We start from the raw sequence: 14,973 nt of genomic DNA, 5'->3' as shown, positions 1-14,973 counted from the left end.
CGATTGAGTAACAGACCTTGATGTGAGGCAAAATCTCCGCCTCAGGTCGGGCACAAGTCCGGCCTCTCGTGCGTTACGTGCGCTGAGACACCGCTAACACCCAGAGGGGGAGAGCGAACAATGGCAACGGACTACGACACCCCGCGCAAGACCGACGATGACGTCGACAACGACAGCATCGAAGAACTGAAGGCTCGGCGCAACGAGAAGTCGACCTCGTCCGCGGACATGGACGAATTCGACTCTGTCGAAAGCATGGAGCTTCCCGGTGCGGACCTCTCCAATGAGGAGCTGGCCGTCCGGGTCCTGCCCAAGCAGGCCGATGAGTTCACCTGCATGAGCTGCTTCCTGGTGCACCACCGCAGCCAGCTGGCACGTGAGAAGAACGGTCAGCCGATCTGTCGCGACTGCGACTGAGAGGCGTCGGCCGTGGCTGGCTCCACACCCTTTCGGAAGGGTCGCTTCCGAAAGGCTGGTGAATCGGCGGAGACGCAGGTGGCACCCATGGATCCGGAAACGGGTCCGGGAGCTCCCGGCGGCTCCGCCAGTGCGGCGATAGCCGTGCCCTCCGACACCGCCCCGGCGGTGCCGTCGGCCACCGATGCCGACGAGGGGTCCCGGCGTGGTTTCGGGGCGCGTCGGATGCAAGCCGTCCGGAACGGTGTACGCAAGGGCGGCGAAACCGTCAGGGGCGCCGCCCTGTACCTCACCGACAGGATCATCGAGAACGCTCCGCGCGTTCCGGTTCGGGACCTCGCGACACTGCGCGCCCAGTTCCCGGGCCTCGGCCCCGATCAGCTCGCCGAGAAGCTGATCTCGGGCGCCGCCAACGCCACCTCGACCGTGGGTGCGGGCGTCGGCGCGGCGGCCATGCTGCCGGTGCCGCCCGCGATGCCGGCGGAGCTGGCGGCCGAGATCACCGCGGTCGCGGCCATCGAGCTGAAGCTCATCGCCGAGCTCCACGAGGTCTACGGCCAGCGGCCGCACGGCAACCTCAAGGAACGCAGCTTCGCCTACCTGACCGCCTGGACGGAGGAGCGCGGGGTCGACCTGACCAAGCCGACCACGCTGAACGCGGCGCTCGGCGGGCAGGTGAAGCGCGAACTGCGCCAGCAGATCATGAAGCGGATGTTCCGCAACCTGCCCAACCTCATGCCGTTCATGGTGGGCGCCGCCGTCGGCGCGGTCATGAACCGGCGGGACACCCGCAAACTCGCCGAGAAGGTCCGTGGTGACCTGCGCCGCCGGGCCGTGGGCTGGGAGGCCCTGCGGTCCCTGCCGCCCCTGGAGCACCCCGTACAGCCCCTTCCCGAGGCAACCAGGGCCGCACTGGAGGCCCCGGATCCCTCCGGGCACGGCTGAGGTCCTCCGCCGGGGCGGATCGCCCCGGCGGAGGACGGCGGGGCCGAGCGGTCAGGCCGCCGGGGTCCGGGCCGCGAGCAGCGCCGCGACCAGAGCCTGCGGCTCGCGGGTGGAGACGTAGACGTACGGGGTCGGGTCGGCCGGGTCGGTGATCTCGATCCGGACCGCGGTCGGCACGTAGCTGCGCATCAGCATGAAGGCCCGGGCGTCCGCCTTGTACGTGCGCCAGGCGCGCGACTCCTCCGCGTCCAGGATCTCGGGCTCGCCCAGGGCCGTCACCGGGATCCGCGCGTTCCCGGCCGCCAGCGCACCTCCCACCACGCGCACGCGCGCGGAGCCGTACGAACTCACCGCCAGGCCGGCCAGCGCGGTGCCCCCGACCAGACCGGCGAGCAGCGGCATCGTGCCCAGCGGCAGCAGCATCAGCGCGCAGGCCAGGCCGATCAGTACGGCGATGCCCCACCAGGCGCGGGGAGCGGTCAGGCGTTCGTCGTGGTGCGCGGTGGAGAGCTGCATACGGCCAAGCCTGCCACGAGGCGACCGGTGGGTAGCCGCGCGGGTAAGGTCTGCGGCTGTGAGTGGACGAAACACAGTGTTGACGCCCCCGGACGATGCCGCCGCACCGGTCCGGCACCCCGACGCGCCCGCACCCGGCGAGCTCCTCGGTGCGCACTACGAGCACTGCTTCGGCTGCGGCGGGGGCCAGCCCCACGGACTGCACCTGGAGGCCCGGGCGGGCGAGGGCGTACGCGTCACCGCGGAGTTCACCGTCAAGCCCGCGCACCAGGGCGCACCCGGTCTCGCCCACGGCGGGGTGCTCGCCACCGCGCTCGACGAGACGCTCGGTTCCCTGAACTGGCTGCTGCGCGTCATCGCGGTGACGGGACGGCTGGAGACCGACTTCGTGCGGCCGGTGCCGGTGGACACCGTGCTGTACCTGGAGGCCGAGGTCACCGCCGTCGCCGGACGGAAGATCTACTGCACGGCCGTCGGCCGGATAGGTGGACCGCAGGGCCCGGTCGCCGTGCGCGCCGACGCCCTCTTCATCGAGGTGAAGGTCGACCACTTCATCGACAACGGACGGCCCGAGGAGATCCGGGCGGCGATGGCCGACCCGGACCAGGTCAGGCGCGCACGCGCCTTTGAGGTGAACCCCTGATGTCCCAGACCAACCACGACTCCCGCCGACCGGTCGACGTACTGATCCGACGCGTCGACCCGGAGGTGCCGATTCCGGCGTACGGGCACCCCGGCGACGCCGGCTGCGACCTCGTCACCACCGAGGCCGCCGAGCTGGAGCCCGGCGAGCGCGCCGTCCTGCCCACCGGAGTCTCGATCGCCCTGCCCGACGGGTACGCGGCCTTCGTGCACCCGCGGTCGGGCCTGGCCGCCCGCTGCGGGCTCGCGCTCGTGAATGCCCCGGGGACGGTGGATGCCGGGTACCGTGGGGAGATCAAGGTGATCGTGGTCAATCTCGACCCTCGCGAGAGCGTCCGGTTCGAGCGTTTCGACCGCATTGCCCAGCTGGTTGTCCAGCGGGTCGAGAAGGTGCGCTTCCACGAGGTGGCGGAACTTCCCGGCTCGGCCCGGGCCGAGGGGGGTTTCGGCTCCACCGGCGGTCATGCGGCCGTGGCCGGATCCGGGGCTGGTCAGCAGGGTGGGAATGGCTACGCTTCGGTCGTAACCGACCGGGAAGGACAGTGACGTGTTCGGACGTCGCAAGAAGAACGACTCCGCCCATGACGGCGGCGCGGCCGAGCAGGTCGTAGACGGCGTCGCCGAGCAGGACGAGGCGGGCGGGCAGGACAGCGATGCCCAGCCGCGCCGGGTGAACCTGCCGCCGGCCCCGCGGCCCGACGGCCCCTGGGACGTCTCCGAGGTACTCGGGAACCCGGCCGACGGCCGGGTCGACCTGGGCGGCATCCTCGTACCCGGTGTCGAGGGCATGGAGCTGCGCGTCGAGGTCGCCGGTGACGCGATCGTGGCCGCGACCGTGGTCCTGGGCGACAGTGCCGTGCAGCTGCAGGCCTTCGCCGCGCCCAAGAAGGAGGGCATCTGGGGCGAGGTCCGCGAGGAGATCGCCACGGGTATCACCCAGCAGGGCGGCATCATCGACGAGGCCCAGGGTTCGCTGGGCTGGGAGCTGCGCGCACAGGTGCCCGTACCGCTCCCCGACGGGCAGACCGGCGCCCAGCTGGTCCGCTTCGTGGGCGTCGACGGCCCTCGCTGGTTCCTGCGCGGTGTCATCTCCGGCCAGGGCGCGGTGCGTCCCGAATCGGCGGGTGTGCTGGAGCAGATCTTCCGGGACACCGTCGTCGTCCGCGGCGACGGCCCGATGGCTCCCCGCGACCCGATCGTCCTGAAGCTGCCCAACGACGCCCAAATGGTGCCGGACGGCGTGCAGACGGACGACCAGGAGGGCTCCCGCTTCGGCGGCGGCATGGGGCAGCTCGAACGCGGCCCGGAGATCACCGAGGTCCGCTGACCTCGGACGGCCCCCGCGCACAGGGGGGACCGTCATGCGTTTCGGCCGGTGGGCCCTACTCCTTCGGGGTGGGGCCCACCTGCTTTTCGCGCTCGTGCCCGCTCGCTGTCCCGGCCCGTGCCCGCTCGCTGTCCCCGCCCGTGCCCGCCCCGTGTCCAGCCTGTGTCCGCCCCCTGCCCCCACCCACTGCCCCGCCCCCGCCCCTGGTACGCGCGCCGCTGTACGCGCCGCGTCAGGGATCCGTCAGGGATCGCCGCGGGGGTGCCGATCGGTGCGTGCGCCGCGTGGACGTCCCGGAGAATGGGGCGCATGGGACGCGGCAAGCTCAGGATCTACCTCGGCGCGGCGCCCGGTGTGGGCAAGACCTACGCGATGCTCTCCGAGGGCCATCGCCGGGTGGAGCGCGGCGCGGACTGCGTCGTCGGCTTCGTCGAGCACCACGGCCGGCCGCGCACGGAGGTCATGCTCCACGGCCTCGAACAGGTGGAGCGCAGGGCCCTGAAGTACCGGGACGCCTCCTTCACCGAGATGGACGTGGACGCCCTGCTCGCCCGCCGGCCCGCCATAGCGCTGGTGGACGAGCTCGCGCACACCAACGTGCCCGGCTCGCGCAACGCCAAGCGCTGGCAGGACGTGGAGGAGCTGCTGCGGGCCGGCATCGACGTCGTGTCCACCGTGAACATCCAGCACCTGGAGTCCCTCGGGGACGTGGTCGAGTCGATCACCGGGGTGCGGCAGCGGGAGACGGTGCCGGACGAGGTGGTCCGCCGGGCCGACCAGGTCGAGCTGGTCGACATGTCCCCGCAGGCGCTGCGCCGGCGGATGGCGCACGGGAACATATACCGGCCCGAGAAGGTCGACGCGGCCCTGTCGAACTACTTCCGGCCGGGTAACCTCACCGCACTGCGCGAGCTCGCGCTGCTGTGGGTGGCCGACCGGGCGGACGAGTACCTCCAGCAGTACCGGGGCGAGCACGACATCCGCTCGACCTGGCAGGCGCGGGAGCGGATCGTGGTGGGGCTCACCGGCGGACCGGAGGGGCGCACCCTGATCCGGCGCGCCGCGCGGATGGCCGCCAAGGGCTCGGGCAGCGAGATCCTCGCCGTCTACATCGCCCGCAGCGACGGGCTGACCGCCGCCTCGCCGAAGGAGCTCGCCGTCCAGCGGACCCTGGTCGAGGACCTGGGCGGAACGTTTCACCATGTGATCGGCGACAACATCCCCGACGCCCTGCTCGCCTTCGCGCGCGGGGTCAACGCCACCCAGATCGTGCTCGGCTCCAGCCGCCGCCGCTCCTGGCAGTACGTCTTCGGCCCCGGTGTCGGCGCGAGCGTCGCCCGCGACTCGGGGCCGGACCTCGATGTCCACATCGTCACCCACGAGGAGGTCGCCAAGGGGCGCGGCCTGCCCGTGGTGCGCTCGGCGGCCCGGCTCGGGCGGACCCGGATCATGGCCGGCTGGGTGGTCGGGACGATCTTCCCCGTCCTGCTGTGCCTGCTGCTCACGCACGTCGAGGCGGACCTCGGGATCGCCAACGACATGCTGCTCTTCCTGGCGCTGACGGTGGCCGCCGCGCTGCTCGGCGGGCTCTGGCCGGCCCTGGCCTCCGCCGCCCTCGGCTCGCTGCTGCTCAACTACTTCTTCGCGCCGCCCCTGCACCGGTTCACGGTGTCCGACCCCAAGAACATCGTCGCCATCGTCGTCTTCTTCGGGGTCGCCGTCTCGGTGGCCTCGGTGGTGGACCTGGCCGCGCGGCGCACCCACCAGGCGGCCCGGCTGCGCGCCGAGTCCGAGATCCTCTCCTTCCTGGCCGGCAGCGTGCTGCGCGGGGAGACCACCCTGGACGCGCTGCTGGAGCGGGTGCGCGAGACCTTCGCCATGGAGTCCGTGGCCCTGCTGGAACGGGCGGGCGACGTGGAGCCCTGGCGCCCGGCCGGCAGCGTCGGCCCGAGCCCCGCCGCCCGGCCCGAGGACGCCGATGTGGACATGCCCATCGGGGACCACATGGCCCTGGCCCTGTCCGGGCGGGTGCTGCCCGCCGAGGACCGCCGGGTGCTAGGCGCGTTCGCGGCGCAGGCCGCCGTGGTCCTGGACCGCCAGCGGCTGGTCGGCGAGGCCGAGGAGGCCCGCCGGCTGGCCGAGGGCAACCGGATCCGCACCGCGCTGCTGGCCGCCGTCAGCCATGACCTCCGTACGCCGCTGGCGGCCATCAAGGCCTCCGTGAGCTCCCTGCGCTCCGACGACGTGGAGTGGTCCGAGGAGGACCGGGCCGAGCTCCTGGAAGGCATCGAGGACGGCGCCGACCGGCTCGACCACCTGGTGGGCAACCTGCTCGACATGTCCCGGCTGCAGACCGGCACCGTCACCCCGCTGATCCGGGAGATCGACCTCGACGAGGTGGTCCCGATGGCGCTGGGCGGCGTACCGGAGGACAGTGTGGCGCTCGACGTGCCGGAGGCGCTGCCCATGGTGGCGGTGGACCCGGGGCTGCTGGAGCGGACCGTGGCCAACGTGGTGGAGAACGCCGTCAAGTACAGCCCGGCGGGGGAGCGCGTCCTGGTGGCGGCCAGCTGCCTCGGCGACCGGGTCGAGGTACGGGTCGTCGACCGCGGGCGGGGCGTGCCCGACGAGGCCAAGGACCGGATCTTCGCCCCGTTCCAGCGGTACGGGGACGCCCCGCGCGGGGCCGGTGTCGGCCTCGGGCTCGCGGTGGCCCGCGGCTTCGCCGAGGCCATGGAGGGCACCCTGACGGCCGAGGACACTCCCGGGGGCGGGCTGACCATGGTGCTCACGCTGCGCGCCGTGCGCGGCGGCCGGGCACCGGACCGTGCCACCGTGGACGGCGGCGAGGGCACGGCCGCGGCCGCGGAACCGGCAGAGCCCGCGGCATTCGCAGTACCCGCAGCACCCGCAGAACCGACAGAACCGATGGAACTTGATCACGACCGTGATCGGATGACGCGACAGAAGGCAGGACCTCAATGACCCGGGTGCTCGTGGTGGAAGACGAGCCGCAGATCGTCCGCGCGCTTGTGATCAACCTGAAGGCACGCAGGTACGAGGTCGACGCCGCGGCCGACGGCGCCAGCGCCTTGGAACTCGCGGCGGCCCGCCCCCCCGACGTGGTCGTCCTCGACCTCGGGCTGCCCGACATGGACGGCGTCGAGGTGATCAAGGGCCTGCGCGGTTGGACCCGGGTGCCGATCCTCGTCCTCTCCGCCCGGCACAGCTCCGACGAGAAGGTCGAGGCCCTGGACGCGGGCGCCGATGACTACGTCACCAAGCCCTTCGGCATGGACGAGCTGCTGGCGCGGCTGCGCGCCGCCGTCCGCCGGGCGGAGCCGGCGGCGGGCGCCGGCGAGGACGAGGTGATCGTGGAGACCGCCGGTTTCACGGTGGACCTGGCCGCGAAGAAGGCCGTGCGCGAGGGGCGCGACGTACGGCTCACGCCCACCGAGTGGCACCTGCTGGAGGTCCTGGTCCGCAACCGCGGCAAGCTGGTCAGCCAGAAGCAGCTGCTCCAGGAGGTCTGGGGGCCCTCGTACGGCACCGAGACGAACTACCTGCGGGTCTACATGGCCCAACTGCGGCGGAAACTGGAGGCGGATCCCTCGCACCCGCGGCACTTCATCACCGAGCCGGGCATGGGATACCGCTTCGAGCGGTAGTGGGCACGCCGGTACGCTTCCTGTATGAGTGCTGAACCGCGTCCCGAGAAGCCCGCGAAGCCGGCCAGGCCTGCGGGCCGGTTCCGCCGGATGATTGAGCGGCTGTCCACCTCCCAGGAGGAGCTGCATTCGGCGGAGCTGCAGGAGGACGCAGAAGCCGCGGGGTGTACGCGGATCTGCGACTGCCACGACCGTCAGATAGTCAAGGTGACCGGAACCCTGCGTACGGTCACCCTGCGGCCGCGTGCGGGCGTTCCCGCCCTGGAGGCCGAGCTCTTCGACGGCTCGGCCGCACTGGATGTGGTCTGGCTCGGGCGTCGCTCGATCGTGGGAATCGAGCCCGGCCGACGCATGATTGCTTCAGGGCGCATCTCCATGACCCACGGCCGTCGGGTGCTCTTCAACCCGAAGTACGAACTCCGCCCGCTCGGACAGGAGCACTGACCGGTGACGTCACTCGACAAACCGACCACCCCGGAACCGGCCGGGCCGCGACATGCGGCCGCGCCGTCCGAGGACCAGAAGGCCGTGACCCAGGCAGCGCTCTTCGATGCCTTCGGCGGCATCCGGGGCACCGTGGAGACGATGCTGCCCGGGCTGCTCTTCGTCATGATCTACACGATCAACAAGGACGTGAAGTGGTCCGCCATCGCGGCGGGCGCGGTCGCGATCCTGCTGGTGATCGTCCGGCTGCTGCGCAAGGACACGGTCAAGCACGCCTTCAGCGGGGTGTTCGGCGTGGGCGTGGGCGTGGCATTCGCCCTGTTCACGGGCAGCGCGAAGGGCTTCTACCTGCCGGGCATGATCTACGGCGTCGGCCTGGGCGTGGCCTTCACGGTCTCGGCGCTGGTGGGCTTCCCGTTGCTGGGCGTGATCCTCGGCCCGGTGTTCAAGGAGAACCTGTCCTGGCGCACCCGCAACCCCGGGCGCAAGAAGGCGTACGTCAAGGCCAGCCTGGCCTGGGGCCTGATCTTCCTCGCGAAGTACGCGATCCTCTTCCCGCTGTACTGGTGGGGTGACGCGACGCAGCTGGGCTGGGTACTCATCGCGCTGAAGCTGCCGCCGATGGTGCTCGCGGTGTACTTCACCTGGGTCTTCCTGGCCAAGGCGCCGCCGCCGATCGACGTGATCGCCGAGTGGGAGGCCAAGGAGGCCGCCGAAGCCGCCGCCAAGGGGCCGAAGGCCTGACGGCGCACAGCTGACGAAAGGGGCGGGACCGGCCTGCAGGCCGGTCCCGCCCCTTTCGTACTGCGTACGCACTGCCGCGACCCCGGCGGCGGAACGCGCGCGTCTGCGGGGGCGCAGGGGGGGCCGGACGGGACAGACGGCCCCCGGCGCGGGGTGGGGTCCGCAGGGCGCTGACGTGACGACTCGGGCGGCTGCCGGGCGCGCCCCGGGATCGCGGCAGGGCCGACGGCCCGGTGGCGCGCCGCCGGGCGGGCATGCCCGGGTCGCGGAGGGCGCAGTAGCGCTGCATGCGCGCCTGCCGGGCAAGGCGTGCCGTGCGCAGGTCGATGCCGGGCGGCTGGGCGGCCGGGGCGGGCTGTCGGCCACGGTTTTCGCGCCACCGGGCCGGGACAGCCGCGGGAGCGAGAGCCCGCGGTCGTACAGCGCGGTCGCGCAGGGGCACGCAGACCGGCGGCGGGAAGCCCGAAGGGGGCGCGCCCCGCAGGGCGCGCCCCCTTCGTCGTCGAGCGTGCCCGCAGGGCCAAGGGCTAGCGGCGGGCCTGGAGGAGGATCTCCAGCTGTTCCTCGCGGGCCTGGGCGGCCACGAAGAGCAGTTCGTCGCCCGGCTCCAGGGTCTCCTCCCCGTGCGGGGTGAGGACCCGGTTGCCCCGGATGATCGTGACCAGCGAGGTGTCCTCGGGCCAGCTGATGTCGCCGATCTGGGTGCCCGCGACCGAGGAGTCGGCCGGCAGGGTCAGTTCGACGAGGTTGGCGTCGCCGTGGCTGAAGCGCAGCAGCCGCACCAGGTCGCCGACGCTGACGGCCTCCTCGACCAGGGCCGACATCAGGCGCGGCGTGGAGACGGCGACGTCGACGCCCCAGGACTCGTTGAAGAGCCACTCGTTCTTCGGGTTGTTGACGCGGGCCACCACGCGCGGGACCCCGTACTCGGTCTTGGCGAGCAGCGAGACGACCAGGTTGACCTTGTCGTCGCCGGTGGCCGCGATGACCACGTTGCAGCGCTGGAGCGCGGCCTCGTCCAGCGAGGTGATCTCGCAGGCGTCGGCCAGCAGCCACTCTGCCTGCGGTACCCGCTCCACCGAGATGGCGGTCGGGGCCTTGTCGACGAGGAGCACCTCGTGGCCGTTCTCCAGCAGTTCGCCCGCGATGGAGCGACCCACCGCACCTGCCCCGGCGATCGCGACCCTCATGCGTGTGCCTCCTCGGGGCCTTCGGCGAATGCCGCCTCGACCTTGTCGATCTCGTCCGTGCGCATCATCACGTGGACGAGGTCGCCCTCCTGCAGGACCGTCGCCGACGTGGGCAGCATCGCCTCGCCCAGGCGGGTGAGGAACGCCACGCGGACGCCCGTCTCCTCCTGGAGTTGGCTGACCTTGTGCCCGATCCACGCGGAGGAGGTGTGCACCTCGGCGAGCTGCACGCCACCGCTCGGGTCGCGCCACAGCGGCTCGGCGCCCGAGGGCAGCAGCCGGCGCAGCATCTGGTCGGCGGTCCAGCGCACGGTGGCGACCGTGGGGATGCCGAGACGCTGGTAGACCTCGGCGCGCTTGGGGTCGTAGATGCGGGCGGCGACGTTCTCGACGCCGAACATCTCACGGGCCACGCGGGCGGCGATGATGTTGGAATTGTCACCACTGCTGACGGCGGCGAAGGCGCCCGCGTCCTCGATTCCCGCCTCCCGCAGGGTGTCCTGGTCGAAGCCGACACCGGTGACGCGGCGGCCGCCGAATCCGGCGCCGAGCCGGCGGAATGCGGTGGGGTCCTGGTCGACGACGGCGACCGTATGCCCCTGCTGTTCCAGGGTTTGCGCGAGGGCGGAGCCCACCCTTCCGCAACCCATGATGACGATGTGCACGGCCGTCCTTCCGGCTGTCAGCGACTCGCTGGTTCCCAGCCTCATTGCATGCTCTGGTTTAACAGGGTCTCAGACCATGGCCCAAGCTACACACGGGCGGTCACCGGTGGGGCCTCTTGCGCCGCAGTCGTGGTGCCGCCGGGGAGGAATTGCGGCGGGATTGCGGTATCAGGGGGTGGGGGGTTCGTCAGTCTGATTTCGAACGCTTACGATCCTCTGCGTGTCCAAACTGACCGACGTGCCCAAACGGATCCTGATCGGCCGGGCGCTACGCAGCGACCGCCTCGGAGAAACACTCCTTCCCAAGCGGATCGCCCTTCCCGTCTTCGCCTCCGACCCGCTGTCGTCCGTGGCATATGCCCCTGGCGAAGTCCTGCTGGTCCTGTCGATCGCGGGCGTGTCGGCGTACCAGTACAGCCCCTGGATCGCACTCGCGGTCGTCGTGCTGATGTTCACCGTCGTGGCGTCCTACCGTCAGAACGTCCACGCCTACCCGAGCGGTGGCGGCGACTACGAGGTCGCCAACACGAATCTCGGACCCAAGGCCGGCCTGACCGTGGCGAGCGCCCTGCTCGTCGACTACGTCCTGACCGTTGCCGTGTCGATCTCCTCCGGAGTCGAGAACCTCGGCTCCGCCGTGCATTTCGTCATCGAGCACAAGGTGCTCTCGGCGACCGTCATGATCCTTCTGCTCACGCTGATGAACCTGCGCGGTGTGAAGGAATCCGGCAAGCTCTTCGCGATCCCGACCTATGTCTTCGTCGCCGCCGTATTCGTCATGATCGGCTGGGGTGCCTGGAAGGGCATCGTCCTCGGCGAGACCCTGACGGCGCCGACCGCCGACCTCGAGATCAAACCCGAGCAACAGGGGCTGGCCGGCTTCGCGATGGTCTTCCTGCTGCTGAGGGCCTTCTCCTCCGGCTGTGCGGCCCTGACCGGTGTCGAGGCCATCAGCAACGGCGTACCCGCCTTCCGCAAGCCGAAGAGCAAGAACGCGGCGTCCACCCTCGCCTACATGGGCGGCCTGGCGGTCACCATGTTCTGCGGGATCATCGGCCTGGCCATGGCCAGCGACGTGAGGATGGCCGAGAACCCCGCCGAGGACCTGCTGGCGAACGGCGTCCCGGTCGGCCCCGAGTACATCCAGAACCCGGTGATCTCGCAGGTGGCCGAGGCCGTCTTCGGCGACGGCAGCTTCCTCTTCATCCTGCTGGCCGCGGCCACCGCACTGGTGCTCTTCCTGGCGGCGAACACCGCCTACAACGGCTTCCCGCTGCTCGGCTCGATCCTCGCGCAGGACCGCTACCTTCCGCGCCAGCTGCACACCCGGGGCGACCGGCTCGCCTTCTCCAACGGCATCGTGCTCCTCGCCGGCGCGGCCATCCTGCTCGTCTGGGTCTACGACGCGGACTCGACCAAGCTGATCCAGCTCTACATCGTCGGCGTGTTCGTCTCCTTCACGCTGAGCCAGATCGGCATGGTCCGGCACTGGAACCGCCACCTGAAGACGGAGCGCGAGGTCGCCGCCCGCCGCCGGATGCACCGCTCCCGGGCGATCAACGCCTTCGGCGCCTTCTTCACCGGCATGGTGCTGGTCATCGTCCTCGCCACGAAGTTCACCCACGGTGCATGGGTGGCCCTGCTCGGCATGCTGATCTTCTACGGCACGATGAGCGCGATCCGCAAGCACTACGACCGCGTCTCCGCGGAGATCGCCGCCGCCGAGGGCCCCAGCGACGACAGCGTGCGGCCCTCCCGGGTCCACTCGATCGTCCTGGTCTCCAAGGTCCACAAGCCCACGCTGCGCGCCCTGGCGTTCGCCAAGCTGACCCGCTCGGACACCCTGGAGGCGCTCAGCATCAGCGTGGACCCGGCCGAGACCAAGGCGCTGCGCGAGGAGTGGGACCGGCGCGGGATCAACGTCCCGCTCAAGATCCTCGACTCGCCGTACCGGGAGATCACCCGCCCGGTGGTCGAGTACGTCAAGGGGCTGCGCAGCGAGAACCCGCGCGACGCGGTCAGCGTCTACATCCCCGAGTACGTCGTCGGCCGCTGGTACGAACACCTCCTGCACAACCAGAGCGCGCTGCGCCTCAAGGGCCGGCTGCTCTTCACGCCCGGTGTCATGGTCACCTCGGTGCCCTACCAGCTGGAGTCCTCGGAGCTCGCCAAGCGGCGGGCGAAGAAGCGCCAGGACTGGAACGCCCCGGGTGCGGTGCGCCGGGGCCCGGTCGACACGCCTCGGCCGCCGCGGCCGCCGAAGGAGCCCACCCCGAAGGGCTGAGCCGGTTGGTGAACGGCCGGACGAGATCCACGTAAACTGGTGGGTCGGTCGTCCGGCCGTTTTCCGTTGGTTCAGTTTTTTGGAGTCTCCCCACCATGACGAGCGTCGAGCAGAACGAGAAGCAGTCACTGGTCGGGGAGGAGTACGAGGTCGAGGTCGGCCCCGTCGCGCACGGTGGTCACTGCATCGCCAGGACCGAGGACGGCCGCGTCCTGTTCGTCCGCCACACCCTGCCCGGTGAGAAGGTCGTCGCCAAGGTCACCGAGGGCGACGTCGACTCCCGCTACCTGCGCGCCGACGCGATCACCGTGCTCGACGCCTCCAAGGACCGCGTGGAGGCCCCCTGCCCGTACGCCGGCCCCGGCAAGTGCGGCGGCTGCGACTGGCAGCACGCGAAGCCCGGCGCCCAGCGCCGGCTCAAGGGCGAGGTCGTCACCGAGCAGCTGAAGCGGCTCGCCGGCCTCACCCCGGAGGAAGCCGGCTGGGACGGCACCGTGATGCCCGCCGAGGGCGACAAGCTGCCGGCCGGGCAGGTGCCGCAGTGGCGGACCCGCGTGCAGTTCGCCATCGACGAGGACGGCACGGTCGGCCTGCGCCGCCACCGCTCGCACGAGATCGAGGCCATCGAGCACTGCATGATCGCGGCGCCGGGCGTCAGCGAGCTGGGCATCGAGAAGCAGGACTGGCCCCAGATGGCCACCGTCGAGGCGATCGCCGCGACCGGCTCCCAGGACCGCCAGGTCGTCCTCACCCCCCGCCCCGGCGGCCGCCTCCCCCTCGTGGAGCTGGACAAGCCGGTCTCCGTGCTGCGCGTGGAGGAGAAGGACGGCGGCGTCCACCGCGTCCACGGCCGCCCCTTCGTACGGGAGCGCGCGGACGGCCGTACGTACCGCGTGGGCATGGGCGGCTTCTGGCAGGTCCACCCGCAGGCCGCGGACACCCTGATCAAGGCCGTCATGCAGGGCCTGATGCCGCGCAAGGGCGAGATGGCCCTCGACCTCTACTGCGGCGTCGGCATCTTCGCGGGCGCCCTCGCGGAACGCCTGGGCGAGACCGGGGCCGTCCTCGGCATCGAGTCGACGAAGCGCGCGGTGGAGGACGCCCGCCACAACCTGGCGGACTTCCCGCGGGTCCGCATCGAGCAGGGCAAGGTCGAGCAGATCCTCCCGAAGACGGGGATCACGGAGTGCGACCTGGTCGTCCTGGACCCCCCGCGCGCGGGCGCGGGCAAGCAGACGGTCCGCCACATCACGGGCCTCTCGGCGCGCCGCATCGCGTACGTGGCATGCGACCCGGCGGCCCTGGCCCGGGACCTCGGCTACTTCAAGGAGAACGGCTACAAGGTCCGCACCCTGCGCGTCTTCGACCTCTTCCCGATGACGCACCACGTGGAGTGCGTCGCGATCCTTGAACCCATCGCGAAGGCCGCCTGACCTGCAGGTTTCCCGGTGTGCGTTATGTGCATTGTGGGCGTTACGGGCGATATCTTGACGCTGAAATGACGCTCGTGACGCTCAAATGACGCTCGTTCTGATGGGGAGTCAGGCGACCTGTTGGGCGAGCCAGGCCCCGTAGGGCGGGGCCAGGGCTGTGCGCTGGAGGCCGGCCGGCCTTGTTCCTCCGCGGGGCGGCTCACCTCCGCTCGCGCGGAGAGCACGTCCGCTGGCCTACCCGGGTGTGACGGTTCAGCTTCGCCGTGCCGAGTCCGCTTTTCGCACCATCTTCGCCGCGTGGTCAGCCGAGTCGGCCAAGTTCCGGAGTGCGCGGGAGGCCCGGCTGAGGAACTCCACAACGTGGTTGGTGAGGGTGTCCTGCTTGGTGCTGGTGCGGAAGGTGGTGCTCTGGGCCACGGTCTGCTCCTCGGGAAAAGGGTGCTGGGTGTGCTGCGCCCACTGTGGCACCGAGGACCGATATCTCGGGCGGAAATACGACATCCTCCACCCGAACCGGGGTAGGGGGCTCTCGCGCCAGGTGACGCAGCGAGGGGCAGTCAGCGGTGGCCGATAGATCACGCCGCATGATTCCTGCGGCACGAGAAGTGCTCGGGCAGCCCTTCGGGTCCTGGAAGGCTTGCGGGCTGACCGCGGCCGTAGCGGCCGAGCGGGATTGCTTGACCCGAGGCATCGACCGG

The 14,973-nt window shown here is 71.1% G+C and carries 14 protein-coding genes; 11 read left to right on the top strand and 3 right to left on the bottom strand.

Annotated features, from left to right (window positions below; translation table 11 throughout):
• Nucleotides 1-120: 120 nt before the first annotated feature.
• Together IE257_RS28730 and IE257_RS28725 are read left to right on the top strand one after the other, a co-directional pair.
• Nucleotides 121-417 carry a DUF4193 domain-containing protein gene (locus IE257_RS28730; RefSeq protein ID WP_030008769.1) on the top strand — a complete coding sequence of 99 codons (297 nt, stop codon included), beginning with the start codon at nt 121-123 and terminating at the stop codon, nt 415-417.
• 12 nt (nt 418-429) lie between these two features.
• A complete protein-coding gene (locus tag IE257_RS28725; RefSeq protein WP_189972792.1) occupies nt 430-1,362 on the top strand; it encodes a hypothetical protein in 933 nt (310 codons plus the stop codon).
• 51 nt (nt 1,363-1,413) lie between these two features.
• Here IE257_RS28725 and IE257_RS28720 read toward each other — a convergent pair whose 3' ends face one another.
• Nucleotides 1,414-1,878, bottom strand: coding sequence for a DUF3093 domain-containing protein (locus IE257_RS28720; RefSeq protein ID WP_189972791.1), 465 nt, complete (start codon nt 1,876-1,878; stop codon nt 1,414-1,416).
• Nucleotides 1,879-1,936: 58 nt separating this feature from the next.
• Between IE257_RS28720 and IE257_RS28715 the strand changes: the two genes are divergently transcribed.
• The 7 genes from IE257_RS28715 (at nt 1,937) to IE257_RS28685 (ending at nt 8,703) form a co-directional block, all read left to right on the top strand.
• A complete protein-coding gene (locus IE257_RS28715) occupies nt 1,937-2,521 on the top strand; it encodes a PaaI family thioesterase (RefSeq protein WP_189972790.1) in 585 nt (194 codons plus the stop codon).
• Nucleotides 2,521-3,066, top strand: coding sequence for a dUTP diphosphatase (dut, locus tag IE257_RS28710; RefSeq protein ID WP_189972789.1), 546 nt, complete (start codon nt 2,521-2,523; stop codon nt 3,064-3,066). The genes IE257_RS28715 and dut overlap by 1 nt, the downstream gene beginning before the upstream one ends.
• Before the next feature lies 1 nt (nt 3,067).
• Entirely contained in the window at nt 3,068-3,847 is a 780-nt protein-coding gene (locus tag IE257_RS28705) for a DUF3710 domain-containing protein (protein WP_189972788.1), read from the top strand.
• Between the two features lie 309 nt (nt 3,848-4,156).
• The gene (locus IE257_RS28700; RefSeq protein ID WP_189972787.1) at nt 4,157-6,832 is read left to right on the top strand and encodes a DUF4118 domain-containing protein; all 2,676 of its coding nucleotides are present in this window, start codon (nt 4,157-4,159) and stop codon (nt 6,830-6,832) included.
• A complete protein-coding gene (locus tag IE257_RS28695; protein WP_189972786.1) occupies nt 6,829-7,515 on the top strand; it encodes a response regulator in 687 nt (228 codons plus the stop codon). The genes IE257_RS28700 and IE257_RS28695 overlap by 4 nt, the downstream gene beginning before the upstream one ends.
• Nucleotides 7,516-7,539: 24 nt before the next feature.
• Complete coding sequence (locus IE257_RS28690) at nt 7,540-7,959, top strand: OB-fold nucleic acid binding domain-containing protein (protein ID WP_078626234.1); 420 nt, start codon at nt 7,540-7,542, stop codon at nt 7,957-7,959.
• Nucleotides 7,960-7,962: 3 nt separating this feature from the next.
• Nucleotides 7,963-8,703 (top strand): DUF3159 domain-containing protein, encoded by a 741-nt coding sequence (locus IE257_RS28685; protein ID WP_189972785.1) that lies wholly within the window; start codon nt 7,963-7,965, stop codon nt 8,701-8,703.
• A gap of 527 nt (nt 8,704-9,230) precedes the next feature.
• Here the strand turns inward: IE257_RS28685 and IE257_RS28680 are convergent.
• A complete protein-coding gene (locus tag IE257_RS28680) occupies nt 9,231-9,893 on the bottom strand; it encodes a potassium channel family protein (protein ID WP_189972784.1) in 663 nt (220 codons plus the stop codon).
• Nucleotides 9,890-10,558: a potassium channel family protein gene (locus IE257_RS28675; RefSeq protein WP_189972891.1), complete on the bottom strand. Its 669-nt coding sequence runs from the start codon at nt 10,556-10,558 to the stop codon at nt 9,890-9,892. Before IE257_RS28675 ends, IE257_RS28680 begins: the two co-directional genes overlap by 4 nt.
• A 220-nt stretch (nt 10,559-10,778) precedes the next feature.
• Between IE257_RS28675 and IE257_RS28670 the strand changes: the two genes are divergently transcribed.
• Both IE257_RS28670 and IE257_RS28665 read left to right on the top strand, forming a co-directional pair.
• A complete protein-coding gene (locus IE257_RS28670; RefSeq protein WP_189972783.1) occupies nt 10,779-12,842 on the top strand; it encodes an APC family permease in 2,064 nt (687 codons plus the stop codon).
• A gap of 95 nt (nt 12,843-12,937) precedes the next feature.
• A complete protein-coding gene (locus IE257_RS28665; RefSeq protein WP_189972782.1) occupies nt 12,938-14,275 on the top strand; it encodes a class I SAM-dependent RNA methyltransferase in 1,338 nt (445 codons plus the stop codon).
• Nucleotides 14,276-14,973 lie beyond the last annotated feature (698 nt).

This window comes from Streptomyces avidinii (assembly GCF_014650695.1).
GTDB lineage: Bacteria > Actinomycetota > Actinomycetes > Streptomycetales > Streptomycetaceae > Streptomyces > Streptomyces avidinii.
The sequence above is the reverse complement of the archived record's forward strand: the minus strand, read 5'-3'. Positions and strand labels throughout refer to the sequence as shown.